This is a genomic window from Pseudomonas sp. Z1-29 (assembly GCF_051131995.1).
Lineage (GTDB): Bacteria > Pseudomonadota > Gammaproteobacteria > Pseudomonadales > Pseudomonadaceae > Aquipseudomonas.
Map to the genome: position 1 here is coordinate 2,772,984 of NZ_CP071645.1, position 26,676 is coordinate 2,799,659.

21 protein-coding genes are annotated in these 26,676 nt (G+C 61.0%); 12 read left to right on the plus strand and 9 right to left on the minus strand.

Features of this window, described 5'->3' with window-relative positions:
• Window position 1: 1 nt before the first annotated feature.
• From J3P84_RS12740 to acuI, 4 genes are all read left to right on the plus strand, one after another.
• The gene (locus J3P84_RS12740) at window positions 2-1,342 is read left to right on the plus strand and encodes a TolC family protein (RefSeq protein WP_434630676.1); all 1,341 of its coding nucleotides are present in this window, start codon (window positions 2-4) and stop codon (window positions 1,340-1,342) included.
• Window positions 1,343-1,440: 98 nt separating this feature from the next.
• Window positions 1,441-6,495, plus strand: coding sequence for a M10 family metallopeptidase C-terminal domain-containing protein (locus tag J3P84_RS12745; protein WP_434630679.1), 5,055 nt, complete (start codon window positions 1,441-1,443; stop codon window positions 6,493-6,495).
• Window positions 6,496-6,794: 299 nt separating this feature from the next.
• Entirely contained in the window at window positions 6,795-7,607 is an 813-nt protein-coding gene (locus J3P84_RS12750) for an oxidoreductase (RefSeq protein ID WP_434630682.1), read from the plus strand.
• 72 nt (window positions 7,608-7,679) lie between these two features.
• Window positions 7,680-8,666, plus strand: a complete 987-nt coding sequence (acuI, locus tag J3P84_RS12755) for an acrylyl-CoA reductase (NADPH) (protein WP_434630685.1) — start codon at window positions 7,680-7,682, stop codon at window positions 8,664-8,666.
• A 41-nt stretch (window positions 8,667-8,707) separates the two neighbouring features.
• On the opposite strand, the gene J3P84_RS12760 is transcribed toward acuI, so the two are convergent.
• From J3P84_RS12760 to J3P84_RS12770, 3 genes are all read right to left on the minus strand, one after another.
• Window positions 8,708-9,271, minus strand: a complete 564-nt coding sequence (locus J3P84_RS12760) for a cytochrome b (protein ID WP_434630688.1) — start codon at window positions 9,269-9,271, stop codon at window positions 8,708-8,710.
• A gap of 91 nt (window positions 9,272-9,362) precedes the next feature.
• Entirely contained in the window at window positions 9,363-10,817 is a 1,455-nt protein-coding gene (locus J3P84_RS12765; RefSeq protein WP_434630690.1) for an aldehyde dehydrogenase family protein, read from the minus strand.
• Window positions 10,818-10,848: 31 nt separating this feature from the next.
• A complete protein-coding gene (locus J3P84_RS12770; protein WP_434630692.1) occupies window positions 10,849-12,222 on the minus strand; it encodes an aspartate aminotransferase family protein in 1,374 nt (457 codons plus the stop codon).
• A gap of 215 nt (window positions 12,223-12,437) precedes the next feature.
• Here J3P84_RS12770 and J3P84_RS12775 point away from each other — a divergent pair, with 215 nt between their 5' ends.
• The 3 genes from J3P84_RS12775 (at window position 12,438) to J3P84_RS12785 (ending at window position 15,183) form a co-directional block, all read left to right on the plus strand.
• Complete coding sequence (locus J3P84_RS12775; RefSeq protein ID WP_434630695.1) at window positions 12,438-13,406, plus strand: helix-turn-helix domain-containing protein; 969 nt, start codon at window positions 12,438-12,440, stop codon at window positions 13,404-13,406.
• Between the two features lie 150 nt (window positions 13,407-13,556).
• Window positions 13,557-14,441, plus strand: coding sequence for an alpha/beta fold hydrolase (locus J3P84_RS12780; RefSeq protein WP_434631283.1), 885 nt, complete (start codon window positions 13,557-13,559; stop codon window positions 14,439-14,441).
• Between the two features lie 187 nt (window positions 14,442-14,628).
• A complete protein-coding gene (locus J3P84_RS12785; RefSeq protein WP_434630698.1) occupies window positions 14,629-15,183 on the plus strand; it encodes a hypothetical protein in 555 nt (184 codons plus the stop codon).
• A 342-nt stretch (window positions 15,184-15,525) separates the two neighbouring features.
• On the opposite strand, the gene J3P84_RS12790 is transcribed toward J3P84_RS12785, so the two are convergent.
• Entirely contained in the window at window positions 15,526-16,425 is a 900-nt protein-coding gene (locus tag J3P84_RS12790; RefSeq protein ID WP_434630701.1) for a LysR family transcriptional regulator, read from the minus strand.
• A gap of 112 nt (window positions 16,426-16,537) precedes the next feature.
• On the opposite strand from J3P84_RS12790, the gene J3P84_RS12795 reads away from it, so the two are divergent.
• The 5 genes from J3P84_RS12795 to dctA are packed head-to-tail and all read left to right on the plus strand — an operon-like array spanning window position 16,538 to window position 21,367.
• Window positions 16,538-17,728, plus strand: coding sequence for a CaiB/BaiF CoA transferase family protein (locus J3P84_RS12795; RefSeq protein ID WP_434630704.1), 1,191 nt, complete (start codon window positions 16,538-16,540; stop codon window positions 17,726-17,728).
• 16 nt (window positions 17,729-17,744) lie between these two features.
• Window positions 17,745-18,710: a hydroxymethylglutaryl-CoA lyase gene (locus tag J3P84_RS12800; RefSeq protein WP_434630707.1), complete on the plus strand. Its 966-nt coding sequence runs from the start codon at window positions 17,745-17,747 to the stop codon at window positions 18,708-18,710.
• The gene (locus J3P84_RS12805; protein WP_434630709.1) at window positions 18,707-19,090 is read left to right on the plus strand and encodes a VOC family protein; all 384 of its coding nucleotides are present in this window, start codon (window positions 18,707-18,709) and stop codon (window positions 19,088-19,090) included. The genes J3P84_RS12800 and J3P84_RS12805 overlap by 4 nt, the downstream gene beginning before the upstream one ends.
• On the plus strand, window positions 19,087-20,028 hold the full coding sequence (locus tag J3P84_RS12810) for a D-2-hydroxyacid dehydrogenase (protein ID WP_434630712.1): 942 nt from the start codon (window positions 19,087-19,089) through the stop codon (window positions 20,026-20,028). Before J3P84_RS12805 ends, J3P84_RS12810 begins: the two co-directional genes overlap by 4 nt.
• 40 nt (window positions 20,029-20,068) lie before the next feature.
• Window positions 20,069-21,367, plus strand: a complete 1,299-nt coding sequence (dctA, locus tag J3P84_RS12815; RefSeq protein WP_434600927.1) for a C4-dicarboxylate transporter DctA — start codon at window positions 20,069-20,071, stop codon at window positions 21,365-21,367.
• A 164-nt stretch (window positions 21,368-21,531) separates the two neighbouring features.
• On the opposite strand, the gene J3P84_RS12820 is transcribed toward dctA, so the two are convergent.
• The 5 genes from J3P84_RS12820 to J3P84_RS12840 form a co-directional block, all read right to left on the minus strand.
• Window positions 21,532-22,194, minus strand: a complete 663-nt coding sequence (locus J3P84_RS12820; RefSeq protein ID WP_434630715.1) for an RraA family protein — start codon at window positions 22,192-22,194, stop codon at window positions 21,532-21,534.
• Window positions 22,195-22,259: 65 nt separating this feature from the next.
• Window positions 22,260-23,606 carry an MFS transporter gene (locus tag J3P84_RS12825; RefSeq protein WP_434630718.1) on the minus strand — a complete coding sequence of 449 codons (1,347 nt, stop codon included), beginning with the start codon at window positions 23,604-23,606 and terminating at the stop codon, window positions 22,260-22,262.
• Window positions 23,607-23,693: 87 nt separating this feature from the next.
• The gene (locus J3P84_RS12830) at window positions 23,694-24,359 is read right to left on the minus strand and encodes an RraA family protein (protein ID WP_434630721.1); all 666 of its coding nucleotides are present in this window, start codon (window positions 24,357-24,359) and stop codon (window positions 23,694-23,696) included.
• Window positions 24,360-24,482: 123 nt separating this feature from the next.
• Window positions 24,483-25,379, minus strand: a complete 897-nt coding sequence (locus J3P84_RS12835) for a LysR family transcriptional regulator (RefSeq protein ID WP_434600923.1) — start codon at window positions 25,377-25,379, stop codon at window positions 24,483-24,485.
• Window positions 25,380-25,443: 64 nt separating this feature from the next.
• Entirely contained in the window at window positions 25,444-26,658 is a 1,215-nt protein-coding gene (locus tag J3P84_RS12840) for a pyridoxal phosphate-dependent aminotransferase (RefSeq protein ID WP_434631285.1), read from the minus strand.
• Window positions 26,659-26,676: the final 18 nt, after the last annotated feature.

Consider the following 26,676-nt stretch of genomic DNA (forward strand, 5'->3'; position numbering starts at 1 on the left):
CATGAGATCTCTGATCATCCTGTGCGCGATCCTCGCGCCGCTCGGCGCCCTTGCGGACAGCGTGCCAACGTCTTCCCACGTGGATCTGTGGCAATTGCATCAGGAAGCGCAGGGCGCCGATCCACGCGTTCTGCGAGCACAGGCCTTGATTCGCAGCGGGAAGGGCAACGAGCGCGCCGCGTTCGGCCAACTGCTGCCGCAGCTCAACGCCAGCGGTAGCGTCAATCGCAGCCGGCGTGACGATGATGTCAGCCGCATCCAGTACAACGGCAAGCGCATGGCCGTGGTGCTCAACCAAGTGATCTACGATCCGCAGGTCTGGCGCAGCTACCGCAAATATGTGGAGCTGGCCCGGCAGAGTGAATACGAATCCGACGACACCCAGGTGCAGGCCAGTATCGATTTGTCTGAACGCTACTTTGCCGTTCTCGCGGCCGAGGATGAACTGTCCCTGGTGCGCAGTGAACTGGACGCAACCGAGCGCAACCTCAAGCGAATAAATGCCTTGTATGCGCGCCAGATGGCGATGGTAACCGACAGGCTTGATCTCGAGGCCCGCGTGGATGCGCTCAAGGCAGACGAGATCGAAGCCAGCAACAAGGTTGCGATCAGTCGTGAGGCTATTTCCGAGCTGGTGGGGCGTGATGTCCATGAGCCGTTCAAGCGCATCGCAGAGAATCCTGCCTTCAGCCTGCCGGCGCAAGCACAGGACTATTGGGTGCATGCAGCGCTCGATAGCAACCCGGCACTGCATGCCCGCGAACACAGTATCCTTGCAGCCGAGGCGGCTGTTGGTGAAGCCAGGGCCGGTCATCTGCCCAGGCTGGGCCTGAATCTCACGGCGCAACGTAGTGACATCGGCTACGAAGGTGCCTTGACTCCCCGCACGGATAACCTGGTCGCTTCCCTTGATTTGCAAGTGCCTCTCTACAGTGGCGGCTCCACCCGCGCGCGGGTGTCCAGTTCGGAAAGCGACAAGGAGGTCGCCCAGCAGGAATTGGAGGCCTTGCGCCGCCAGGTCATCAAGGAAACTCGCACTGCCTATCTGGGCATGACGGCCGAACTCAGCCGTATCAAGGCGACCCGACGCGCCCTGGAGTCCGCTGAAAAGTCCAGAATAGCTACCGAGAAAGCCTTCAACTACGGCGTCAAGCATGCCGTGGACGTGCTGGATAGTATCCAGGAAGAGTTTCGTGCACGACGCGATTTCTATCAGTCCCAATACCGCTTCGTGACCAGTCTGCTCGTGCTGCATCGCTGGAGTGGAAGATTGGCAGACGAGGATATCCGCAAGGCCAACGACTGGCTGGTTGCGCCTTGGTCAGACCGTTCGGCACAATAATGGCCAAATGATATTAATGCGTCAGTTTCTGATGCAAAATGATCCCTTTGTAGCGGTCGCATCCAGGATAGACCGCAGATTGCCCACAGGAAGCTCCCATGCCTAGTCCATTTTTCGGTTATTCATCTGTTTCGTCTGCCAGCCTGACCGGCAATGCGCAAGTCGATAGTTTGCTTTACGGCACTTATTGGTCAGGCAATTCAACGAACAATGGCATGCCCGTTACCTCATTGACGTACAGCTTCATTACCGATAATTCACGTTTCACCTTCGATTACAGCAACAACAACGAGGACCTGGCCACCTACGTCCTGACTCCGGCCCAGCAGAACAGCGTCGTCAGCGCGCTGGGTGCGTGGAGTTCGGTTGCCAACATTCAATTCACGCAGGTTGGCGAATCCTTCAGCGATGTCGGTGACTTGCGATTTGGTGGTTACCAAGGGATGGATGACGGCGTCGCCGCCTGGGCTTATATGCCTGGCACCAGCCCTACTGCCGGTGATGTCTGGATCGGCCCGTCGACGAATGATCCAGCGCCCGTCAAAGGCTCCTACGACTACTTGACCTTTGTGCATGAGATCGGGCACGCGCTGGGCCTCAAACATCCGTTTTCCACTAGCGGCTTCAACCCCACGGTGCTTGCTACCGAGTTCGACGACGTACGTTACACGGTCATGAGTTACAACGACCCGTACCTCTATGAACCGACCACGCCGATGCTGCTCGACATCGCTGCCATACAGAGCCTTTATGGGGCGAATAACCAATGGCAGACCGGGAATAACACCTATAGCTGGGCTGCTGGCCAGTCGGTTTTCGAGACAATCTGGGATGCGGGTGGCAATGACACCATCGACGCGAGTAATCAGGCGGCAGCGGTACGCATCAATCTGAATGAGGGCGCGTTCAGCAAGATCGGCCAGGCGTTCCTGAACGTCAACACACTGTCTCTCTTCAACGAAGGGTTGGCGATTGCCTATGGCGCAAAAATCGAGAATGCGGTCGGTTCAGCCTACGATGACACGCTGATTGGCAATGCGCTGGGTAATACCCTGGATGGCCGGGCGGGCAAGGATACGATGACTGGCGGAGCGGGCAACGATACCTACTTCGTTGACGACCTTGAGGACATCATCAGTGAAACCAGTACCCTGGCCAGTGAAGTCGACACCGTGCGCTCGTCGGTGAACTGGAGCCTGGGAACGAACCTGGAAAACCTCACGCTCACCGGCACTGCTGCCGTCAACGCCACCGGCAATGCGCTGGGCAACGTGCTGATCGGCAACGCGGGCAACAACGTGCTGGACGGTGGGGCGGGCAACGATGTCCTCAATGGCGTGGGCGGTATCGACACCCTGATCGGTGGCACCGGCAGCGACACCTACGTGGTGGACGACCTGACAGACATCATCAGTGAAACCAGCACCCTGGCCAGTGAGGTCGACACCGTGCGCTCGTCGGTGGACTGGAGCCTGGGGGCGAACCTGGAAAACCTCACGCTTACCGGCGTCGCGCCCGTCAACGCCACTGGCAATGCCTTGAACAACGTACTGACTGGCAATGCCGGCAGCAACGTGCTGGACGGTGGCAGCGGCATCGACACCCTGATCGGTGGCACCGGCAACGACACTTACGTGGTCGACAATCTGGCCGATGTCATCAGCGAAACCAGCACCCTGGCCAGTGAGGTCGACACCGTGCGCTCGTCGGTGGACTGGAGCCTGGGGGCGAACCTGGAAAACCTCACGCTCATCGGCGCCGCGGCCATCAACGCCACCGGCAATGCGCTGGGCAACGTGCTGATCGGTAACGCGGGCAACAACGTGCTGGACGGTGGGGCCGGCAACGATGTCCTCAATGGCGTGGGCGGTATCGACACCCTGATCGGTGGCACCGGCAGCGACACCTATGTGGTGGACGACCTTGAGGACATCATCAGCGAAACCGGCACCCTGGCCAGTGAAGTCGACACCGTGCGCTCGTCGGTGAACTGGAGCCTGGGAACGAACCTGGAAAACCTCACGCTCACCGGAGTTGCTGCCGTTAACGCCACCGGCAATGCGCTGGGCAACGTGCTGATCGGTAACGCAGGCAACAACGTGCTGGACGGCGGAGCGGGCAACGATGTCCTCAATGGCATGGGCGGTATCGACACCCTGATCGGTGGCACCGGCAGCGACACCTACGTGGTGGACGATCTTGAGGACATCATCAGTGAAACCAGCACCCTGGCCAGTGAGGTCGACACCGTGCGCTCGTCGATGAACTGGAGCCTGGGGGCGAACCTGGAAAACCTCACGCTTACCGGCGTCGCGCCCGTCAACGCCACTGGCAATGCCTTGAACAACGTACTGACTGGCAATGCCGGCAGCAACGTGCTGGACGGTGGCAGCGGCATCGACACCCTGATCGGTGGCACCGGCAACGACACTTACGTGGTCGACAATCTGGCCGATGTCATCAGCGAAACCAGCACCCTGGCCAGTGAAGTCGACACCGTGCGCTCGTCGGTGAACTGGAGCCTGGGGACGAACCTGGAAAACCTCACGCTCATCGGCGCCGCGGCCATCAACGCCACCGGCAATGCGCTGGGCAACGTGCTGATCGGCAACGCGGGCAACAACGTGCTGGACGGTGGGGCGGGCAACGACGTCCTCAATGGCGTGGGTGGTATCGACACCCTGATCGGTGGCACCGGCAGCGACACCTACGTGGTGGACGACCTGACGGACATCATCAGCGAAACCGGCACCCTGGCCAGTGAAGTCGACACCGTGCGCTCGTCGGTGAACTGGAGCCTGGGAACGAACCTGGAAAACCTCACACTCACCGGCGTGGCTGCCATCAATGCCACCGGCAATGCGCTGGGCAACGTGCTGATCGGCAACGCAGGCAACAACGTGCTGGACGGCGGAGCGGGCAACGATGTCCTCAATGGCGTGGGCGGTATCGACACCCTGATCGGTGGCACCGGCAGCGACACCTACGTGGTGGACGATCTTGAGGACATCATCAGTGAAACCAGCACCCTGGCCAGTGAGGTCGATACCGTGCGCTCTTCGATGAACTGGAGCCTGGGGGCGAACCTGGAAAACCTCATACTCACCGGCGTCGCGCCCGTCAACGCCACTGGCAATGCCTTGAACAACGTACTGACTGGCAATGCCGGCAGCAACGTGCTGGACGGTGGCAGCGGCATCGACACCCTGATCGGTGGCACCGGCAACGACACTTACGTGGTCGACAATCTGGCCGATGTCATCAGCGAAACCAGCACCCTGGCCAGTGAAGTCGACACCGTGCGCTCGTCGGTGAACTGGAGCCTGGGGACGAACCTGGAGAACCTAACGCTCATGGGCGCCGCGGCCATCAACGCCACCGGCAATGCGCTGGGCAACGTGCTGATCGGCAATGCGGGCAACAACGTGCTGGATGGCGGGGCGGGCAACGACGTCCTCAATGGCGTGGGTGGTATCGACACCCTGATCGGTGGCACCGGCAGCGACACCTACGTGGTGGACGACCTGACGGACATCATCAGCGAAACCGGCACCTTGGCCAGTGAGGTCGACACCGTGCGCTCGTCGGTGAGCTGGAGCCTGGGAACGAACCTGGAAAACCTCACGCTCACCGGCACTGCTGCCGTTAACGCCACCGGCAATGCGCTGGGCAACGTGCTGATCGGCAACGCAGGCAACAACGTGCTGGACGGCGGAGCGGGCAACGATGTCCTCAATGGCGTGGGCGGTATCGACACCCTGATCGGTGGCACCGGCAGCGACACCTACGTGGTGGACGATCTTGAGGACATCATCAGTGAAACCAGCACCCTGGCCAGTGAGGTCGATACCGTGCGCTCTTCGATGAACTGGAGCCTGGGGGCGAACCTGGAAAACCTCATACTCACCGGCGTCGCGCCCGTCAACGCCACTGGCAATGCCTTGAACAACGTACTGACTGGCAATGCCGGCAGCAACGTGCTGGACGGTGGCAGCGGCATCGACACCCTGATCGGTGGCACCGGCAACGACACTTACGTGGTCGACAATCTGGCCGATGTCATCAGCGAAACCAGCACCCTGGCCAGTGAAGTCGACACCGTGCGCTCGTCGGTGAACTGGAGCCTGGGGACGAACCTGGAGAACCTAACGCTCATGGGCGCCGCGGCCATCAACGCCACCGGCAATGCGCTGGGCAACGTGCTGATCGGCAATGCGGGCAACAACGTGCTGGATGGCGGGGCGGGCAACGACGTCCTCAATGGCGTGGGTGGTATCGACACCCTGATCGGTGGCACCGGCAGCGACACCTACGTGGTGGACGACCTGACGGACATCATCAGCGAAACCGGCACCTTGGCCAGTGAGGTCGACACCGTGCGCTCGTCGGTGAGCTGGAGCCTGGGAACGAACCTGGAAAACCTCACGCTCACCGGCACTGCTGCCGTTAACGCCACCGGCAATGCGCTGGGCAACGTGCTGATCGGCAACGCAGGCAACAACGTGCTGGACGGCGGAGCGGGCAACGATGTCCTCAATGGCGTGGGCGGTATCGACACCCTGATCGGTGGCACCGGCAGCGACACCTACGTGGTGGACGACCTGACAGACATCATCAGTGAAACCAGCACCCTGGCCAGTGAGGTCGACACCGTGCGCTCGTCGGTGGACTGGAGCCTGGGGGCGAACCTGGAAAACCTCACGCTCACCGGGGCCGCGGCCGTCAATGCTACTGGCAATGACCTGAGCAACGTGCTGATCGGCAACGCAGGCAACAACGTGCTGGATGGTGGGGCGGGCAACGATAGCGTTGATGGCGGAGCCGGCGCTGATGTCCTCATCGGCGGAGATGGCGCTGACCGTTTTGTTTTCAGCGTGCTGAATGAGCTGGGCATAGGTAGCACTCGCGACAGTATCTTCGACTTCAACAGTCTTCAGGGCGACAAGATTGACCTGTCGAAACTGGATGCCAGTCTCCTGACGCCGCTGAACGATACGTTCAGCTTTATCGACTCGGCTGATTTTACCGGGGCCGGGCAATTACGCTTCGTCGACCACGTGCTTTATGGCAACGTCAATGGCGACCTGAACGCGGATTTCGAGATTCAGTTGCTAGGCGTCAATTCCTTGAGCTCGAACGATCTGCTGGCTTGATACAAGCGCGAGAGTAAACGGCTGAGGTGGAGGGGCGCATGCCTCTCCATCGAGCCTGCGGTCCTCCCCCTGCCATCACCTGCGTTTCCAAGCGCCTAGCGGCGCGGGCCGACGACGATTCTCCCTCAACGCACTGCACCGCGTCGATCTGCCGCTGGTGATTATGCCCGCCTGTCGCTCTCGTAAATTAGATGTCAGTCGAAATCAAAAGTATTGACGTCTATAATTATGATCATCATCATAGAGTTTCCCGACACGCGTTGATGCCGGATCCCGCCAGGCAGCCAGAGGAACACTGTATGACCACCATTAAACCCGTAGCGTTGGTGACCGGCGCTTCGTCCGGCATCGGGGAGGCCATTGCGAACAGACTCGCGGCGGCTGGCTACTCCGTATATGGCACTAGCCGGCGAGGTACACCGGCGCTTCATCAGGCATTTTCGATGCTGGCGCTGGACGTGACCGACGACGCCAGCGTCGACGCCGCTGTCGCCGAGCTGCTGCGCCGGGAAGGGCGTATCGATTTGCTGGTCAACAATGCCGGCTTCGGGCTTGCTCCGGCCGCGGCGGAAGAAAGCTCGATCGAGCAGGCCAAGGCCGTCTTCGATACGAATTTTCTCGGTGTCGTGCGCATGACCCGCGCCGTTGTGCCCCACATGCGACGTCAGGGCAGCGGTCGAATCATCAACATCGGCTCCATTCTTGGTGTCGTATCCGTACCTTATGTGGCGCTCTACGTGGCCAGCAAACATGCGGTGGATGGCTATTCCCAAGCGCTGGACCACGAGTTGCGCACCCATGGCATCCGGGTGGTCGTCATCGAGCCCGGCTATACGCGCACGGCATTCGAAAGCAACAGCCTGCAGGCCGACGCCAAGCTGGACGTGTACGAGGACATTCGGGTTAAGGTAACGAAGGTCGTCAACCAGGCAATGGCGACCGCCGAGGGCCCCGACGTGGTGGCTGACGTGGTGCTCAAGGCTGTTCGCGCCGAGCGGCCGAAGCTGCGTTACACCGCCGGCAAGACAGCCGCGCAGTTGCAGTTCATGCGTCGCTTCGCGCCGGCTGGCGTGCTGGACACGGGCATCCGCAAGGCCCTGCAGCTCGCGTGAATTGCCAGCCGGGCCAGCGCCTGCATTCGCTGCGTTGACCCCGACCCGCTCAGAATGAAGAGGAAACCAACAATGACCTTCAAAGCGCTGCTTTGCACCAAACCCGCTGATGTGATTTCCACCAACCTGGTCGACTTCAAGGATGAGGACCTGATGGCCGGCGACGTCACCGTCGCGATCGAGTACTCCACCGTCAATTACAAGGACGCCTTGGCGCTTAGCGGTCGCACACCAGTGATCCGCCAATTTCCGCTGATTCCCGGCATCGACTTTGCCGGCGTTGTCGAAAGCTCAAGTCATGCCGCTTTCCAGGCTGGCGATGGGGTGCTGCTCAACGGCTGGGGGCTGAGCCAGACCCACCACGGCGGCTTTGCCCAGAAGGCGCGCGTGAGCGGCGACTGGCTGGTGAAGGTTCCGGAGGTTTTTTCGACCCGCCAGGCCATGGCCATCGGCACCGCCGGCTATACCGCGATGCTCAGTGTGTTGGCCCTGGAGCATGGCGGCCTGACGCCTGAGCGTGGCGACATCCTGGTGACCGGTGCCAATGGCGGAGCGGGCTCGGTGGCGATCGCGCTGCTCTCAGGCCTGGGCTACCGGGTGATTGCCTCGACCGGCCGCCCGGAAGAAGCCGATTATCTGCGCGATCTAGGCGCCTTCGAGATCATCGATCGCCACACCTTGTCCGAGCCGGGTGCTCCGGTTGCCAAGGAGCGCTGGGCCGGCGTCATCGATTCGGTCGGTAGCCATACCCTGGTCAACGCCTTGGCACAGACTCGATATCGTGGCGTTGTCGCCGCTTTCGGCCTGGCCCAGGGGGCGGATCTGCCCGGCTCGGTGCTGCCCTTCATCCTGCGCAACGTGACCCTCGCCGGTATCGACTCGGTGAACGCTCCGCAAGATGTTCGCCTGCAGGCATGGGCGCGACTGGCCCGGGATCTCGATGTGAACAAGCTCGCCCGGACTACCCAGGTCGTCGGCCTGGCGCAGGTTCCGCAGGTCGCCGCTCAGGTGCTGGAAGGAAAGGTGCGCGGGCGTACGGTCGTTGATGTGAACGCATAATCAAGGCCTCCCGCGGTGTCCGACGAGTGTTTGCAAAGCCGTCAGAGCATGCGGCGCAGCACGTCGCTTCGGGGATCGCGGTCGAGGAACCGGTGCTTGAGCGCGCCGGCAACGTGCAGCAGGATCAGGCCGAGCAGCGTGTAGGCGAGCACCTTGTGCAGCCATTGGAAGACGACAAACCAATCGTCATTTTTCCCAAGCAGCTCCGGGAGGTTCACGCCAAAGAAGAACACCCCGTCGCTCATCGTGTAGGTGCTCGACATCGAATAGCCCATCAGCGGCACGATCACCAGCAGCGCATACAAGGTACGGTGGGCGAGTCTTGACGAAACCCGTTCATAGCGCGCCAATGATTCCGGTGGCTGCGGCAGCCTGGGGGTTCGCACGCGCAAGACGATCTGGACCAGGACCAGCAAGAATGCCAACACCCCGAACGATTTGTGCCACGGATAATAAAGCTCGTATTTGCTCGCCACCTCGTCATCCAGCCCGGTCATGTGCCAGCCTGCCCAGAGCAGGCCTGCGATGAGCACGGCGCGCGTCCAATGCAGGAGTCGCAGGGACGTAGGATACCGATCAACAGGGGTTTGATTTGCCGGATTCATCGCGGTCTCTCCATCGGTAACAAAAATGCACCTGAGCGACCCTCGGGTAATCAGCGCATCGAGGGTCGCTCGGTCAGTGCAGGGATGGCTATCAGGTGGGCAGCAATACGGTGATGACTTTTTCTTCGGTGTAGGCCACCGCGCCGGAAAATCCGCCCTCACGGCCAATGCCGCTGGCTTTCACCCCGCCCCAAGGCAGGTTGGCGTCCAGCGGGCTCCAGCAGTTGACGCCCACGGCGCCGGCCTTCACCGCCCCAGCCACGCGATGCGCTTTTGCCAGGTCGTTGGTCCAGACCGTCGCCGCGAGGCCGTAGGCCGAATCGTTGGCCAAGGCAAGAGCCTCGTCTTCGCTGTCGAAAGTGATCACGGTGCCGACCGGGCCAAAGATCTCGTCCCGGGCGATCGCCATGTCATTGCGTGCATTGGCAAAGATGGTCGGTTGGACAAACCAGCCCCTTTCGGGCGTCGATACGCCGCCAGCCAACAGCGTGGCACCTTGCTCGATGCCCAGTTGGATGTACCGGTTGACGCGCTCGAATTGGGCCTTTTTGGCCACGGGGCCCATCTGTATGTCAGCTTGCCGAGGATCGCCGACCTTGACCGCTCGTGCCGCATCGGCAAGCGCCGCGGCGAAGCGCTCGGCGATGCCGCGCTGGACCAGGATGCGCGAGCCGGCCGCGCAGATCTGTCCCTGGTTGACGAACAGGCCGAGCGAGCAGCCATGCAGCGCATCGTCGAAGGGTGCGTCATCGAAGACAATCTGCGGACTCTTGCCGCCCAGCTCCAGGGCGACGCGCTTGAACAGCACACCGGCGGTGCGCTGGATCTCGCGACCCGCTTCGGGGCTGCCGGTGAAGCTGATCTTGGCGACGTGGGGATGTTCGCACAGGGCACGGCCGACTTCATCGCCGTAACCGGTCACCACGTTGATCACCCCGTCTGGGAAGCCCGCTTCCTGGGCCAGCGCCGCCAGGTGCAGGGCCGATTGCGGGGTTTCTTCCGAAGGCTTGATGACCACCGTGCAGCCTGCCGCGAGTAACGCGGCGAGCTTCCAGACGGTGATCATCAGCGGTGAGTTCCAAGGCACGATGGCGCCGACCACGCCCACCGGCTCGCGCACCGTATACGACAGGGTCCTGGTGCCGAAATAGCCGCCGGAAGGGATGGTCCGGCCCTCCAGCTGATTGGCCCAGCCGGCGGCGGCGCGCAGGTTCGCAACGGCGTTGGGGATGTCCATCCGGCGGGGTTCGAGGGGGGAGCGGCCGATGGCATTGGCGTCGAGGTCGGCGAGCTGTTCGGTGTCGCGCTCGACCAGGTCAGCCAGTTTCGACAGCAGTCGCGCGCGCTGGGCGCCGTCAAGCCGACTCCAGGCGCCACGCTCAAGTTGGTCAAGTGCAGCGTTCACCGCACGGTCGACGTCCTCGGCGGTGCCACGCGCGGAGCTGCCGTAGGCCTGTTCCGTCACTGGATCGACGAGGGGGATGCGGCGGCCGCCAGAGGCTTCGACGGCCGCGCCTTCGATGAAGTGCTTGAAGTGCTGGGTCATTTTGCGATCCGTTATAAGGTGAAGTGGACGGTCATGCCTTGAGGGTGGCCAGGGCGTCGCCAAAAATGTCCAGGGCCTTGAAGAACAGCGAGCGTGGGATCGTCAGCGAAGGCATCACCCGCATCACGTTGCTGTAGCGACCGCAGGGAATCATCAGTACGCCGTGGTTCAGCAGGTAGCCCATCAGTTGGCCGATCCTGGCCGGCGCCAGCGGCGCCTTGGTGACCGGGTCCTCGACCAGCTCGATGCCGATCATCAGGCCGCGACCGCGTACCTCGCCGATGAACGGGCTGTCGAAACCGCGGATGCGTTCCTGTGCTTCCAGCCCGAGCGTGTGGGCGCGGTTGAGCAGGTCGAGCTCGGGGTCCTGGAGGATGCTGATATTGGTCAGCGCCACGGCCGCCGAGAGTGAGTTGGCGGCAAAGGTATTGGGCACCGAGCCGTCAGGAATCGCCGCCGCCAGGTCCGAGCGCATGATCAGGCCCGCCATCGGCAGGTCGCTGCCGATGCCCTTGCCGAAGGTGAGCATGTCGGGCTTCACGCCTGAATGTTCGACCGCCCACATCTTGCCGGTGCGTCCCGCGCCGGACTGCACTTCATCGACGATCAGCAACGCGCCACTGCGGTCGCAGGCCTTGCGCAACAATTGCAGGAACTCTGGCGACGGGGGCACGTAGCCGCCTTCGCCCTGGACCGGTTCGACGATCACCGCGGCCACGTCATCGGCCGCTGTGTAAGGGGTGTTCAGCAAGTAATCCACGTATTCGCCGGCGATCTGCTCGGCGCTTTTGTGCGTGGTGTCGAAGGGAAAACGATAGGCGTAGGGGTAGGGCGCATGAATGACCCCGCCCATCTGGGCACCGTAGCCCTTGCGGTAGGCCGTGCCAGTGGTCAGCGCGCCCGAGGCGTTCCAGACGCCGTGGTAGCCACCGTGGAAAGCGATGATCTGATGCCGCCCGGTAATGCGCTTGGCGAACTTGACCGCGGCTTCCAGCGCGTCGCTGCCGCTTTGCGTGAAGAACGTTATGCAATCGCCGCGCAAGCCGTCGGGAGCGATTTCGGCAATCTTCGCCGCCAGTTCGGTGCGCCGGGTACTGTTCACTTCCAGGGCGTGCATCAGCACTTCGGACTGTTCACGGATCGCTTGCACCACCTTAGGATGGCAGCGGCCTACGCTGCTGACGCCCACGCCGGCGGACAGGTCGATATAGGTGTTGCCATCGGGGTCCTTGAAGGTCGCGCCAAAAGCCCGGTCGATGGCCACGGGCATGCGTCCGCCGCCGCGCGCCATCGACTCGGTACGCGCCGATAACGCCAGGGCCTCGATGGTCCGGGGGCCGGGAATGGCGGAGGTGATCCGCGGGGCATCCGCAAAATGCAGGGATTCAAGTTTGGCTTCACTCATGACGGTCTCTCAGGATGTCGGTTTCAGTGTCCCGATCATCCCCGTCGCCCGTGCGCGGCCGGTAGCCCGAATCGGCACATTGGCTGGCCGCCACAAGCGTTCCGGCATGAGTGCTGACAGCTAATCAAATAAATTTGCGGAATTCTCCTATCGTGAGAATATTGCGCACAAAGACGATCCCAAAAACAAGAATATCGGCAGAGGCTTTTGTCATCATGAAAAACCACAACATCAGCCATTTCCGCGATATTCATGTTCACGCCGCTACCGTCCAGGAGTGGAACCAGGATTACAACCAACTGACCGCCGGCTCGGCCGAGAGCTCGCTCATACAGCTGAGCACCGCGCGCTGCCACGTATTCCGCGAGAAGATCAACCAGCGTGTCGTGCAGCACGGCGTCGCGCCCCGGGGCAAGATGTGTTTCGCCGTGCCCATCACGGTTCCGGGCTCGATCCGGATGCAAGGGCGGGAGGTCGACGACAGCAGCCTGTTCTTCCTGCACGGGGGCGAGGAGTTCATGTTCCATATGCCGATGGGCATGGAGCTGCTGGCCATTACCTTCGAGCGCGAATGGTTCGAGCAGGCGCTGGCACAAACCACCTCGGCAAAGGAAATCGGTCAATTGCTGCGGCAGCCGGTCATCAGGCTGCCCACTCAACGTTATGCCGACGCCCGCCGTCGCATGCTGGCGGCATTCTCCCTGGCTGTCTCAAGCGAAGAGCTCGACCCGACGCAAGATCGCGAGCTGGCGCTGGAACAGGCCATGCTCGGCGAGTTGCTGCAACTGATGACCGATCCGGCCTGCGACAAGCAGCAGCGCACGCCAAGCTCGACGCGCAGTTACATTGTCGAAAAATGCCACCGTCTGGCGACCGCGGAACTGAACAACGTGCCCAGCGTGGACGACCTCTGCCAGCGCCTCCAGGTGAGCCGGCGTACCGTGCAGAACAGCTTCCGCTCGGTTGCCGAGACCACGCCAATCAACTATCTGCGCTCCGTCAGGCTCAACGGTGTGCGCCGGACCTTGATGTCTACCCGGGCGTCCCGTCTGTCGATCGGCGACGCCGCCGCCCAATGGGGTTTTTATCACCTCAGCCATTTTGCCGCGGAGTATCAGGAGCTGTTCGCGGAATTGCCCTCCCATACGGCCCGCGCCGCCATTCCCGATTGCGCCCATGCCTGAAGGTTTTCCTGGCGCAATCGGCGGTGCGCTGGCGTCGATTCCGGGCGGGACGCTTGTCGCTTCTGATGGAAGGCGAGGTTATCGATTCATTGAGCATGGGCGTGTTTTTCCTTGTCCGATTTTTCGATCGCAGGTGCCATGCAGGAGGCAATGATGAAAACTGTTAAAGCCGGTGTTCTGGAAATCGCCTATCTGGAGGTCGGTCCGGTCGACGGGGCCCCCGTGGTGTTGCTCCACGGCTTCCCCTATGACGTGCATGCCTACGATGAAGTCGCCAGGATCCTGGCTTCAGCTGGAAAGCGATGCTTGACGCCTTACCTTCGTGGCTACGGCCCCACCCGATTTCTGGATGAGCAGACAATGCGCTCTGGAGAGCAGGCGGCAATAGGAGCCGACCTGTTGGCTTTTCTCGACGCACTGAAAATCGAAAAAGCTGTACTTGCGGGTTATGACTGGGGCGCAAGAGCGGCTTGCATCGTCGCCGCGCTATGGCCGGAACGGGTAAGCGGTTTGGTCAGCTGTGGTGGCTACAGTATTCAGAATATCGCTGAAGCGTACCGGCCTGTTTCTCCCGAGGCTGAGCACCTCCTCTGGTATCAGTACTATCTTCACGGTAGCCGTGGTCGCGCTGGATTGACCTCGAACAGAAGGGATTTCTGCCGCTTGTTATGGCGCATGTGGTCGCCAACCTGGAGGTTCACCCAGGAGGCGTTCGAAACGACCGCTGCAGCGTTTGAGAACGACGACTTTGTTGACGTGGTAACACACTCGTACCGTCATCGTTTCGGATTGGTCGAGGGAGATCCAGCCTATCGGAACATAGAATCCCGGCTTGCCGCACAACCCGGGATCGGGGTGCCTTCATTGGTTCTGGAGGGTGGCGCTGATGCGGTTGATCCGCCTGCCGAGGAGGACCCATTCGCCCGTCATTTTACCGGGTCGTATCGCCGGGAAATCCTGGAAGACATTGGCCACAACGTGCCTCAAGAGGCGCCAGGAAAATTTGCTGACGGGATCTTGAGCGTCGGTGGATGACTTCCTTGGCAGGCTGCCCAAGTCGTGAGACTTAGGCTCGATGCTGCTGGTCATCCCGATCCAACCCCAGCAACAACCCGGAACCAGCGCCCCCACAACATCCTGGGCAAATGAGCAGGCAAGTAAGTTAGGCTGTTCGCACGACAGGCCGTCGGTAGTCGACGGCCTGAAAACAAAGGCGCTATCAATGTCGAAGCATTTGCTGTTGGGCTGGACCCGTTCCTTGTGCGTGCTTGCTGCCTTGAGCGGCGCGGCCACCATGGCAGTTGCTGCCTCGCCTGAAAAAACCGCTACGACGGCATCGGATACGCAAGCGGTGTCCCTGGCAGGCGGCAAGCTGAAGTTCGTGCTGAACGGCGTCGAGGCCCGTACCTTGAACAGCGACAACGGCGGCACGATGTACTTCGATCCGAAAAGCGAGCGGGCCATCATCGTTACCGAAGGTCCGGCGCCGACTGCGGGCACCACCCAGGACGCTGCGTTTCGCCTTGCCGTGGATACCGTGAAGGAAAAGCAGCAGGCCGCGTCAGCCAACTTTCGCATGACTGGCGAGAAGACCATTCAGGTGAACGGCCTGAAGATGTACCGCCTGGACGGCACCGACGATTTCAACGGCCTGAAACTACTGATGGCCTCGTTGATGACGATGAACGATCAGAACATCACTATCATCGAAGTGATGTCCAGCGTAAACGACCCGTCCGGCCACACCGCTGCGTTGGAGAATATTCTGGGCAAGTAAACCGCTGGTTTCCGGATAGTTCGCTATTCCTGGCCAGTTAAGCCGTTGGGCCAGGTTGCTGATCACAGCCTGAAAAAATCGACTTGTGCCCCAGTTTTGCCCCAATTCGAACCGAGTGTGCGAGCGATCGCGAGTGACGATTCCTGCCGCTGAGGCCCTGAGTAACCAGATCGTATTGCGCCTGAAGCCGCTGACAATAATTGACACCACGCAAACCAGGCGCCAGCTACCGACTGCGGAGACCGCTAAGGAAAGAGCAACTGACACAAGCTCGCTGCATGGTCAATCAAGACGGCGCCAGAAGGGATAGCGTTTAACTCCGATTTCGGTCAACTCTATTTCCTACTCCAGACTCCCGAGATAGTTATATAAGTTCATTGCTTCCGGTGACAGACGCGAGGCGTCAGCCACGCCGACATATAACGTACGCGTCGCCCAGGCCCCCTCCAGCGGTATCGCTCGTAGTTTCGATTCGAGCAGTTCGGGATGGACCGACCCGAGCGGCAGAATGCCAATGCCTAATCCAGCCTCGATCATGCGGCAGATACCGTCAAAACTGCTGACTTGAATCCGTACTTTCAGCAGCCTCCCAGTGCTGGCAGCTGCGTCGTTGATGCGACGCAGCAGTGAGCTCCCCTGATTCAAAGCCACGTAATCAAAATCCAGCGTGTCAGCCAGGGTCACGGCGGCACGCTGCGCCAACTCGTGGGCTTGGGGCACCAGCACCACGAGGCGGTCGCGTCGATAGGGCTGCATTTGCAGCCCGGGAGCAGGCGCATTGTCGGCAAAGATTCCTATCTCGGCCTGGCCGCTTTCCACCGCATGGATGGTGCTGTCGCTGAGCGCTTCCGCAAGCTCGATACGTACGTGGGGGTTGGCCGCCAGAAATATCGCCAGGTCATGCGGCAGGAATTGGATCACTGCCGAGGTATTGGCAAACAACCGCACATGGCCGCGAACACCATTCGCGTAGTCGGTGGCGTCGTGGGCCATCTGCTGTGCGACGTCGAGGATGGCCCGCGCATGTTCTGCCAGGCCGCGCCCAGCGGGAGTGAGCTGCAGTCCTCGGGCCATGCGGGTGAACAAGGTGCAGTGGGTCACCCTTTCAAGTTCAGCTAGCCGCTTGCTCGCTGCGGAAACGGTCATGTGCGCACTGTTTGCGGCCTGGGTCAGGTTCTCCGTCTTGGCGGTCAATACCAACAGGCGTAGCGACACCAAATCGAGCTGCAACAAATTGAACATATCCACCTCTGTGTTTCCAGTTTGGAAAGAGTAGTGGAAATCTTTGAAATTCTCACGCCGTGCGTTTGAGTGGATTATCCGACCATCACCTCCAACAAGAACGGAAAACGTCATGAGCCTACCGCTAGAAGGCATCAAGGTGGTCGAAATGGGCCAACTGATTGCTGGGCCTTTCGCCGCCAAGATCCTCGCCGAGTTCGGCGCTGAAGTTATCAAGATCGAACCGCCGGTCACCGGCGACCCCCTGCGCAAATGGCGCTTGCTGCACAACGGTACGTCAGTTTGGTGGGCGGCCCAGTCGCGCAACAAGCAATCGGTCACCCTCGATCTTCGTCAGGCCGAAGCCCGGGAGGTGGTCAAGCGGCTGGTCAAGGGCGCCGACATCCTGATCGAGAACTTCCGTCCTGGAACACTGGAAAAATGGGGGTTGGGCTGGGATGAGCTGTTCGCTATCAACCCTGGCCTGGTGATGCTGCGGGTGTCCGGCTACGGCCAGACCGGGCCTTATCGCGACTTGCCAGGCTTCGGCGTTATCGGAGAAGCCATGGGCGGTTTGCGTCACCTATCCGGCGAGCCAGGGCGCACACCGGTGCGGGTCGGGGTGTCGATAGGCGACTCGTTGTCCGCACTCCATGGTGTGATCGGAGTGCTGCTTGCACTACGCCATCGCGAACAAAATCGCGGTGTTGGCCAGCAGGTAGATGTGGCTTTGTATGAGTCGGTTTTCAACATGATGGAAAGCCTGATTCCCGAGTATTCGGTGTTTGGCACGGTGCGCGAGCCGGCCGGTAGCAGCCTTCCGGGTATTGCGCCGACCAATGCCTACCGTTGCAAGGACGGAAAGTACGCATTGATCGCGGGCAACGGCGACAGCATCTATCGCCGCCTGATGGAAAAGATCGAACGCCCGGACTTGGCCGAGGACCCGGAACTGGCGCAGAACGATGGCCGTGTGCGCCATGTGGCGCGCATTGATGCGGCAATTTCCACGTGGACGGCCGAGCGGAACCTTGAGGATGTGCTCGCCGCGTTGAAGGACGCCAACATCCCCTCCGGCAAGATCTATGACGCCGCCGACATTGCCTGCGACTCCCATTACCAGGCACGCGACATGCTACTTGCCAGCCAGTTGGACGACGGCACTGCCGTCACCTTGCCCGGCATCGTTCCCAAGTTGACGGCCACACCCGGCCGTGTGCGTTCGCGTGCGCCGAGTCTTGGACAACACACAGATGCGGTGCTTGAGAGCATCGGTATCGATGCGCCGACCCGTAGAGCCTGGCGTGCTCGCGGCCTCATCTGAAACCAGGAGTACCTCAATGAAACGCTTATACCTGCAGGAAGTCGCGACCCGTGACGGCTTCCAGAACGAAAAGACCTTTATCGACACCGAAAAGAAAATCGCCTTGATCGATGCGCTGAGCCAGTGCGGCTACGCCAAGATCGAAGTGACTTCCTTCACTTCGCCCAAGGCCATTCCCGCGTTGCGCGACGCCGAGGCCGTGATGGCCGCGATTCAGCGGCATAAAGATGTGGAATACACGGTGCTAGTGCCCAACATTCGGGGGGCAGAAAGAGCGCTGGGGTGTGGAATCGACGAAGCCAACCTGGTGATGTCGGTGAGCGAACCGCATAACCGCTCCAACCTGCGCATGACGCGTGAACAATCGTTCGCCCAGCTCAGAGATGTGGTGGGGGTAATTGGGCGCGGGCCGGTGGCGGTCAACGTGTCGCTGTCCACGGTATTTGGCTGCCCGATGCTGGGCGACGTGCCGGCCGACGATGTATTGGGTTGGGTCGGGCGTTTCGCCGAATTGGGCGTGCGTGGCGTCACCCTGTGTGACACCACCGGCATGGCCTATCCCTCGCAAGTGGAGGCGTTGTCGCGCCAGGTGCGCGAGCGCTTTCCTGAGTTGCAACTGACTCTGCATTTTCATAACACGCGTGGCATGGCCCTGGCCAATACCCTGGCGGCGCTGCAGGCCGGCATCGACCGCTTTGATGCATCCCTGGGCGGCTTGGGCGGTTGCCCGTATGCCCCTGGTGCCAGCGGTAATGTGTGCATGGAGGACCTGGTGCACATGCTGGACCTGATGGGCTACGACACCGGCATGAACCTGGACCGCGTACTGGCGGCGTCCGCCCAGTTGCCCGGTCTGATTGGTCACGACATCCCCAGCCAGATCCTCAAAGCCGGCAAACGCCTGGACCTGCATCCCATCCCCGATCACGTACACAGCCTAAGCAAGCAAGTGGCCAACGCTGAACTGGAGCGCACCCCATGATTGATCATCTAGACCACTTGGTTCTTACCACGATCGACGTAGCAGCCTGCAAAGACTTTTACATTCGCGTCATGGGCATGCACCTGGAGAGCTTTGGCAACGGCCGACTCGCGTTCCGCTTCGGCAACCAGAAAATCAATGTGCATCAGCGTGGGAAAGAGTTCGAGCCCAAGGCCCATCTGCCCGTGCCCGGTGCGCTGGACCTGTGTTTTATCACCAGCACCTCGCTGGAGGAAGTGATCGCCCATCTGCAGGCCCAGGCCTGGCCGATCATCGAAGGCCCGGTGCCGCGTACAGGCGCCACTGGGCCGATTCGTTCGGTATATGTGCGCGACCCAGACCTGAACCTCATCGAAATTTCTGAACAGGTGCTCGTATGAATATCGTGTTTCTCGACGGTGCAAGCTTGCCGTCGCCATTGGCGCGCCCGGCCCAGGCCAGCGCGTGGACTGAACGAGAAAAAACCACTCCCGACCAGGTTGTGCAGGCGTTGGCCGAAGCCGATGTGGCCATTACCAACAAGGTACGCATCGACCGAGCTACCCTGGGGCAACTGCCACGCTTGAAGCTGATCTGTGTGGCTGCGACTGGCTACGACTGCATCGATATTGCCGCTTGCCGTGATCAAGGCGTGACGGTGTGCAACGTGCCGGCGTACAGCGCGGTCAGCGTGGCCGAAGCGGTGATCGGTTCGCTGTTTGCGCTACGTCGTCACCTCATGGCGTATCGTGCGGCGTCGACCACGTTGTGGCCACAGTCATCGCACTTCTGCGTGCATGCGGCGCCGGTCCAAGACCTGCAAGGCTCGACCCTGGGTATCATCGGCCGAGGTGATATCGGCAGCCGCGTGGCGCGCCTGGCCAAGGCCTTGGACATCACCGTGCTGTTTGCCGAACACCGTGGCGCGTCGCGGGTGAGGGAAGGCTACACGGCGTTCGACACGGTATTGGCCAAGGCCGATGCGCTGACCTTGCATTGTCCATTGACGCCGCAGACCCGTAACTTGATCGGTTGCGCCGAGATCGCACGGATGAAATCCGGTGCCTTGCTGATCAACACCGCACGCGGTGCACTGGTAGATGAAAACGCCGTGCTCGACGGGCTCGCCCGCGGCCGATTGGGCGGGGCTGCGCTGGATGTACTCCAGGTGGAACCGCCCCAATCCGACCATCCCTTGCTGCACTGCGAACATCCCAATTTGCTGGTTACGCCCCACGTCGCTTGGGCCAGCCAAAGCAGTGTCGAGCGGCTCAAAGCCGTGCTGGCAGCCAATATAGCGGCGTTCGCCGCCCATCAACCGATCAACGTGGTGACTTGAACCTTCAGCTCCCCCAATTACAACCCCATAAGGCAGAGCCATGACAAAAATAATCAGCTCGTCAGTCGAATCCGTGGATGAACCGCTTCCACGGCGCAAAGCGTTTTACCAGCACCTCTACGTGCAAGTCCTCGCAGCGATCGTGCTGGGGGTGATCCTCGGTCACTTCAGCCCCGGTCTCGGTGAGCAGATGAAACCCTTGGGCGATACGTTCATCAAGCTGATCAAGATGCTGATAGCACCGATCATATTTTGCACGGTGGTCAGCGGTATCGCCGGCATGCAGGATCTTAAGCGCATCGGGCGTATCGGTTTCAAGTCTCTGATTTACTTTGAGGTGCTGACCACCATAGCCCTGGTGATCGGCTTGATCGGGGTGAACCTGCTCAAGCCAGGTGTCGGCATGCACATCGACCCGGCCAGCCTCGACGCTTCGGCTATCGCGGGCTACACCAAGGCGGCCCATGATCAAAGCGTGGTCGGGTTCCTCACGCACATTGTGCCGACCACGGTGTTCGGCGCGTTTACTGAGGGCGATATCCTCCAAGTGCTATTCATCTCGGTGCTGTTCGCCTTCGGCCTGCAATTGTTGGGCGAGACTGGCAAGCCGCTGCTCAATACCATCGACCTGGTGGCCAAGGCGTTCTTTCGCATGCTCAAGATCGTCATGTACCTGGCTCCTCTGGGAGCCTTCGGCGGCATGGCTTTCACGGTGGGCAAGTACGGCGTGCAATCGCTCGGGGCCTATGTGAACCTGCTGGTGTGTTACTACCTTACCGGGCTGGTATTCGTATTCGTGGTGCTGAATCTGGTGGCGCGGCTGGCTGGTTTCAGCCTGTGGAAGTTCCTCAAGTACATTCGCGAAGAGCTAGTACTGGTGCTCGGCACTTCCTCGTCGGAGTCGGCGTTGCCGCGCCTGATGGGCAAGCTGGAGAAGCTCGGCTGCGAGAAGTCCACCGTCGGCCTCGTGGTACCTTCCGGCTACTGCTTCAATCTTGACGGCAGTTGCATCAACATGACGGTGCTGGCGATCTTCATTGCCCAGGCCCTGGACATCGACGTGTCTCTTTATCATCAAGTAACGCTGTTACTGATCCTGTTGCTGACGTCCAAGGGCGCCGCGAGTGTGACCGGAGGCGCGTTCATCACCCTGGCGGCAACCCTCGGTTCGATCGATGTAATACCGGCGGCAGGCCTGGTACTGGTGCTAGGCGTCTACCGGTTTATCTCCGAAGGCGGCGCGCTGATCAATGTGATCGGTAACGGTGTCGCCACGCTGTTCATTGCCCGCTGGGATGGGGCTCTGGATCGTGAGCAACTCAGCCGTGAACTAGGTTAGGTTTAACGCAGAGACTCTTTGTTGCTGGCCACCACGCCTGGCTGATGCCCTGGAGGCTCTGCGTTTTTTCCGAGATTGAGTCATATGGCGGCAATATAAAAAGCCCTCACACTGCACTGTCGTGGGCAGGCCGTGAGGGCAAAGGGGAAGACGTCCGGGCAGGGTCAGGATTTGCGCTGCAAGGTGTGGTAATTCAGTGCTGTTCTGGCGTCCTTAAGAGATTTGCCTTCAGCGAGCAAGGCACGAATACGCGATTCGACTTCTTCGATCGAGCGGGCGCAGGCGGCCACTTCACGGGCCCTTTCTCGAGGAACGATCACCACGCCGTTGGCGTCGGCGACTACGATGTCCCTGGCGCAGACCCGGGCCTGGCCGATGGAGACCGGCTGATTGACCGAGGCGACTTCGACCCGATCCTTGCCTGTGCGCATGAACCGGCCTTTGCTGAAGACCGGATACCCGTCGCCCAATGCCTTGCTGACGTCCCGGCACACGCCATCGATCACCGTCGCGGCGATGCGTTTGCTGCCGGCATATTGGGTCATGATGTCGCCCCAGACCGTGCAGTCGGTGCGCCCGTCGTTGTCGATGACCACGACATCGCCTTCGGCGACATCCTCGATGAAATCGCCGACCGTTCCCGGCGGGCTACTGGCGCTGACGTAGCGCACGGTGAATGCCGGGCCGATCACCACCTGACGGTAGTTATCCAGCGGCATGACCCCAAGGCATTGTCCGGGCAGATCGAGTTTGTCCAGGGCGTCGGACACACCGGGTGTATCCAGGCCTTCAAACAGTGCAACCAGTTCCTGGTCTTCGGGAGACATAAATAATTCCTCTTGTTCTTCAAATCAGCGCAGCTCAAGGTGCTGCGCACGGGTGGTTAGATGCGTCAATCGGCACGGGCGGCGGCGGGCCTTGGCTCGGCGATGGTCAGCAGGATGATGAAGCTGATGAACGAGCCGATCGCCAACCAGGCGAACACATAGTTCCAACCATAGTTGTCCAGCAACAGGCCGGTAATGAACGGCGTCGCGGCCGCGCCCAGTTGTCCGATCATGTTCACCACGGCGTTGGAAATGGGAAACGTTTTCTTGGTGGTAAGCCCCATCGGGTAAACCATGTAGGAGGAAAACCCGAGGCTGAGGACCACGCCGGTCAGCATCAGCAGCAGCCCATAGGGCAGGGGCTCGGCGGGGGAGTTGATCAGCAGGTACATCATCACCGAGGTGCCCAGCGCTGACAGGAGCATGCCGGGTTTGCGCCGACCGCCCATCAACCGGTCCGAGCAGAGGCCGCCGAGCAGGTTGCCCAGTACGGCACCCACCCACGGCGCGGCCGACACCAGTCCCATGTTCATGATCGAGAACTGTTTGACGGTCATCAAGTAGGTCGGAATCCAGGCCAGTAGCACGCTCGAGACACCGAGCTGGAAACAATAGCTGGTGGCGCAGCCCCAGATATTCCACGACTTGAACACCTGCCGGTTGGTTTCAAGGGCAACCACATCACGGGTGCGAATGAACCGATCGAGTTTCTTGACCCACGTCGGCGGTTCCGGTGGCCGCACGGCCTCGGCGGCCTGGGCAACGGGTTTGTCGTCGGCGATGTAGTTGAGTTCGGCTTCGTTGACGAAGCGACTGCGGGACGGATGGTCCGCCACCATGAAATACCAGACCACGGCGAGGACGATGCCCGGTATGGCGAAGAAGTAGAAGATCTCTCGCCAGCCCCAGACGGAGATGATCACTGCGCAAAGTGGCGGCACGATCACCGGGCCGAATTTGACGGCAGACAGGAAGATGCCCGACGCCGTGCCTTTTTCCCGTGGTGGGAACCAGTTGTTGATGGTGGTCGTCATGCTGATCGGCAATGGACCTTCAGCCAGGCCGAGGCCCAGGCGATACAGTTTCAACGCCAGCAACGAACCAGCGGTGCCGACCAGACCGGTCATCACCGAGGTCAGGATCATCGCGCCTGGGAGAATCTTGCTGACGCCAAACCGTCCGAAGGCGAAACCGGAAGGAATCTGTGCCATGGCATAAGCCAGCAGGAACAGGCTCATCAGGCCGCCCGCTTCGGCGTTGCTCATCTCGAATTCTTTACGGATGAAAGGCAGCGCCACGCCGAGGTTGGCGCGGTCGGCGGCGGCAATGGTGTAGATCAGGAAAATCAGCGTGGCAACGACCCAGCGGTATCTGCTGCGCACCGCAGGCTTCAAGACTTCGGGCATGGACATGGAAGCGGACCTTGTTTTTATCGGTTGTCTGGTCAAGCGGTTCTTGGTGCGGCTGGGGGCATCGCCAGCGCACCGGTAAACCGGGCGTCAGTTCGCCAGCCCGGCTTTTTCCAGCACCCTGTCCAGCCAGGACTGATCAATTGCTCCGGTGGCGATTTCGGCTTTGACTTCCTGTTCATGGGCGTCGTGTTCGTGGGCCTTGCGCAGGAGTTCCTCAGCGACGTCTGGAGGAAACGCCACCAGGCCATCCTCGTCGCCGACCAGGATGTCGCCGGGGTTGACGATCATTCCGCCGATCGACACCGGCACGTTGATCTCGCCCGGGCCGCTTTTGTAAGGGCCGCAATGCACTACGCTGCGCGCATAGCAGGGGGTGTCCTGGAAGCTCGCGACATCGCGAATAGCACCGTCGACGACGAAACCGACACAGCCACGTTGTTGCGCGTAGAGCTTGATCAGCTCACCGATCACGGCGTTGGTGTCGTCTCCCTGGGCGTCGATCACCAGCACATGGCCCGGTTCGATCAGCGTCAATGCCTTGTAGATGTACAGGTTGTCGCCAGGGCGGGTTTTCACCGTGAGCGCGGTGCCCACCAGCTTGCCGGTGAGGTTGTAGCGCGTCAGGCCCCGGGCGCCGATGTGGCGTCCCAGGTTGTCGCTGATATGGGGCGTGACAACCGATCGGAATGCGTCCAGCAAGGAGCCCGGAGCCTGGGGCGGAGATGGATGGATGCGTGAACCGGGCAATGACATGGCGACCTCACTTACGAATAACCCTGGCGGGCGATAAGCGCATCTTAAGAAAGGTCGTTGGCCAGGATTAGCGATATTTATCTATGCAACCCCATCACTTTTTTTCTCCTTTCGGGTGCGGGATTACCAGACCATCTTGCTGAAATCACAGAGCTCGGCGGCCAGGCGCGCGACCTCGACGCTCAGGCCCTGGAGCCGGTCGGCACGGTGTGCGGCGATGTAGTGGATCGGCGGCAACCCGGGCTCGGTTTCGATCACCTGCAACCGTCCCTGATCGACCAGCGGCGAGAGGCATTGGCGCGGCAAATAGCTGATGCCGACGCCGGAGAGGGTCAGGCCCAACTGGGCGATCAGGTAGTTGCTCTTGAGGGTGCGGTTCAGGCGCACGTCGTTCTGGGCGAGCCAGCGATCGTAGATCAATCCCGTGCCGGAGCTGCCGCCTTGGGTGAGCACGGTGTACGACGACAGGGTCTGCATGTTCACGCTGGCGCCGCCCTGGTGCAGCGAGGGCGCACACATCCAGGCGTTTTCCACCGAGCTGAGCGGCGTGCTGACGAAGCGCGCGTCGGCGAAAATGTCGGGCACGATAATCAAGTCGAGCTGATCGTTCTCCAGCTTGGCCACCAGTTCAGTGCTGAGCTCCACCGAAGGTTCCAGCACCACTTTCGGGTAGGCGCTGCGAATGGCTTCGATCAGCGCCGGCAACCAGGTGATGGCGGTCAGTTCGGTCACGCCGATACGAAAGCGCCTGACCAGCACTTCCTTGGCGCTGATGCGCTCAAGCAGAAAGTCGCGCTGGCGCAGGATCTGCGACGCTTCCTCGAACAGCTCGGCGCCTTTCTCGGTGAGCCGGGCGCTGCGCCTGGAACGGTCGAAGATGGGCATGTCGAAAACCTCCTCCAGTTCCTGGATACGCTTGGAGATGGCCGACTGGGACATGTTCAGCTTCATGGCCGCCGACTCGAAATTGCCCAGTTCGACGATCCAATAAATGGCTTCCAGTTGTTTGAAGGTAATCATGCGCAGTCAGACCCGGTAGGAAGTGATTCGATGCCGATCCGCCGAGTCTGTTCGTCCGGCCCGGTCAGCGCAAGGCCTCGCAAAAACGCCGGATTGCCTCGCAGGCCTGGCGCAAGGAAGCATCATCCAGGGCGTAAGCGATGCGAAGGTAAGGGCCGAGGCCGAACGCGCTGCCATGGACCACCGCCACGTTCGCTTCATCGAGCAAGGCGTGGGCGACGTCTTCATCGGTGAGCAACCGCCGCCCTGCAGGCGAGCTGCGACCAATCAGGCCGGCGCAGGAGGCGAACGCATAAAACGCGCCGCCAGGGCTGGCGCATTCCAGGCCCGGCGTGGCATTGAGCAGCGCGACCATCGTGTCACGACGCTCCTGGAACGCGGCGCGGCTTTGCTGAATGAAATCCTTCGGGCCGCTCAGCGCGGCCAGTGCCGCTTGCTGGGAAATGGAGCAGGCCCCAGAGGTTTGCTGGCCCTGAAGCTTCTCCATGGCTTGCAGCAGCCAGCGCGGCCCGGTGGCAAAACCGATGCGCCAGCCGGTCATGGCGTAGGCTTTGGAAACGCCGTTCATGGTCAGGGTTCGCGGGGCCAGTCGCGGTTCCACCGCTGCCAGCGTATGGAAGACCTGATCGTCGAAGATCAGGTGCTCATAGATGTCATCCGCAAGTATCAGTACGTGGGGATGGGCCAGTAGCACTTGCGCCAAGGCGAGCAACTCGTCGCGGCTGTACACGGCCCCGGTCGGGTTGGACGGTGAATTGAGGAGCAGCCATCGCGTCTTTGGCGTGATCGCCTCGGCCAATGCCGCAGGCGTCAGCTTGAAGCCGCTGTCGGCGTGGCACGTCACGATTCGCGGCTCGCCACCGCACAACTGAACCATTTCGGGATAACTGACCCAATAGGGCGCCGGCATGATGACTTGATCGCCCTCGTCCAGCGTTGCGGCCAGCGCGTTGTAGATCACCTGCTTGCCGCCGTTGCAGACCAGGGTGTCTTGCCAGTCAACGTCCAAGCCATTTTCGCGGCGGAACTTGGCAGCCACCGCTTCACGCAATGCGCGCACGCCGGCCACCTGGGTGTAGCGAGTGTGGCCTTGCTCAATTGCCTTGATCGCCGCTTGGCGAATGTGCTCTGGCGTATCGAAATCCGGCTCGCCGGCGCACAGGGAGATAATGTTCGCGCCTTGCGCCCGGCGTTCCGCCACCCGATCCATGATGCGGTAGGTCGCTGAAGGCTGGGCACTCGCCAGACGTGGATTCAAGCGTTGGATATCGATGTTCACGTCGACTGCCTCGTTTGT

Coding starts and splice junctions, on each gene's coding strand:
- J3P84_RS12740 (WP_434630676.1), top strand. CDS start 2: ATGAGATCTCTGATCATCCTGTGCGCGATCCTCGCGCCGCTCGGCGCC.
- J3P84_RS12745 (WP_434630679.1), top strand. CDS start 1,441: ATGCCTAGTCCATTTTTCGGTTATTCATCTGTTTCGTCTGCCAGCCTG.
- J3P84_RS12750 (WP_434630682.1), top strand. CDS start 6,795: ATGACCACCATTAAACCCGTAGCGTTGGTGACCGGCGCTTCGTCCGGC.
- acuI (WP_434630685.1), top strand. CDS start 7,680: ATGACCTTCAAAGCGCTGCTTTGCACCAAACCCGCTGATGTGATTTCC.
- J3P84_RS12760 (WP_434630688.1), bottom strand. CDS start 9,271: ATGAATCCGGCAAATCAAACCCCTGTTGATCGGTATCCTACGTCCCTG.
- J3P84_RS12765 (WP_434630690.1), bottom strand. CDS start 10,817: ATGACCCAGCACTTCAAGCACTTCATCGAAGGCGCGGCCGTCGAAGCC.
- J3P84_RS12770 (WP_434630692.1), bottom strand. CDS start 12,222: ATGAGTGAAGCCAAACTTGAATCCCTGCATTTTGCGGATGCCCCGCGG.
- J3P84_RS12775 (WP_434630695.1), top strand. CDS start 12,438: ATGAAAAACCACAACATCAGCCATTTCCGCGATATTCATGTTCACGCC.
- J3P84_RS12780 (WP_434631283.1), top strand. CDS start 13,557: ATGATGAAAACTGTTAAAGCCGGTGTTCTGGAAATCGCCTATCTGGAG.
- J3P84_RS12785 (WP_434630698.1), top strand. CDS start 14,629: ATGTCGAAGCATTTGCTGTTGGGCTGGACCCGTTCCTTGTGCGTGCTT.
- J3P84_RS12790 (WP_434630701.1), bottom strand. CDS start 16,425: ATGTTCAATTTGTTGCAGCTCGATTTGGTGTCGCTACGCCTGTTGGTA.
- J3P84_RS12795 (WP_434630704.1), top strand. CDS start 16,538: ATGAGCCTACCGCTAGAAGGCATCAAGGTGGTCGAAATGGGCCAACTG.
- J3P84_RS12800 (WP_434630707.1), top strand. CDS start 17,745: ATGAAACGCTTATACCTGCAGGAAGTCGCGACCCGTGACGGCTTCCAG.
- J3P84_RS12805 (WP_434630709.1), top strand. CDS start 18,707: ATGATTGATCATCTAGACCACTTGGTTCTTACCACGATCGACGTAGCA.
- J3P84_RS12810 (WP_434630712.1), top strand. CDS start 19,087: ATGAATATCGTGTTTCTCGACGGTGCAAGCTTGCCGTCGCCATTGGCG.
- dctA (WP_434600927.1), top strand. CDS start 20,069: ATGACAAAAATAATCAGCTCGTCAGTCGAATCCGTGGATGAACCGCTT.
- J3P84_RS12820 (WP_434630715.1), bottom strand. CDS start 22,194: ATGTCTCCCGAAGACCAGGAACTGGTTGCACTGTTTGAAGGCCTGGAT.
- J3P84_RS12825 (WP_434630718.1), bottom strand. CDS start 23,606: ATGTCCATGCCCGAAGTCTTGAAGCCTGCGGTGCGCAGCAGATACCGC.
- J3P84_RS12830 (WP_434630721.1), bottom strand. CDS start 24,359: ATGTCATTGCCCGGTTCACGCATCCATCCATCTCCGCCCCAGGCTCCG.
- J3P84_RS12835 (WP_434600923.1), bottom strand. CDS start 25,379: ATGATTACCTTCAAACAACTGGAAGCCATTTATTGGATCGTCGAACTG.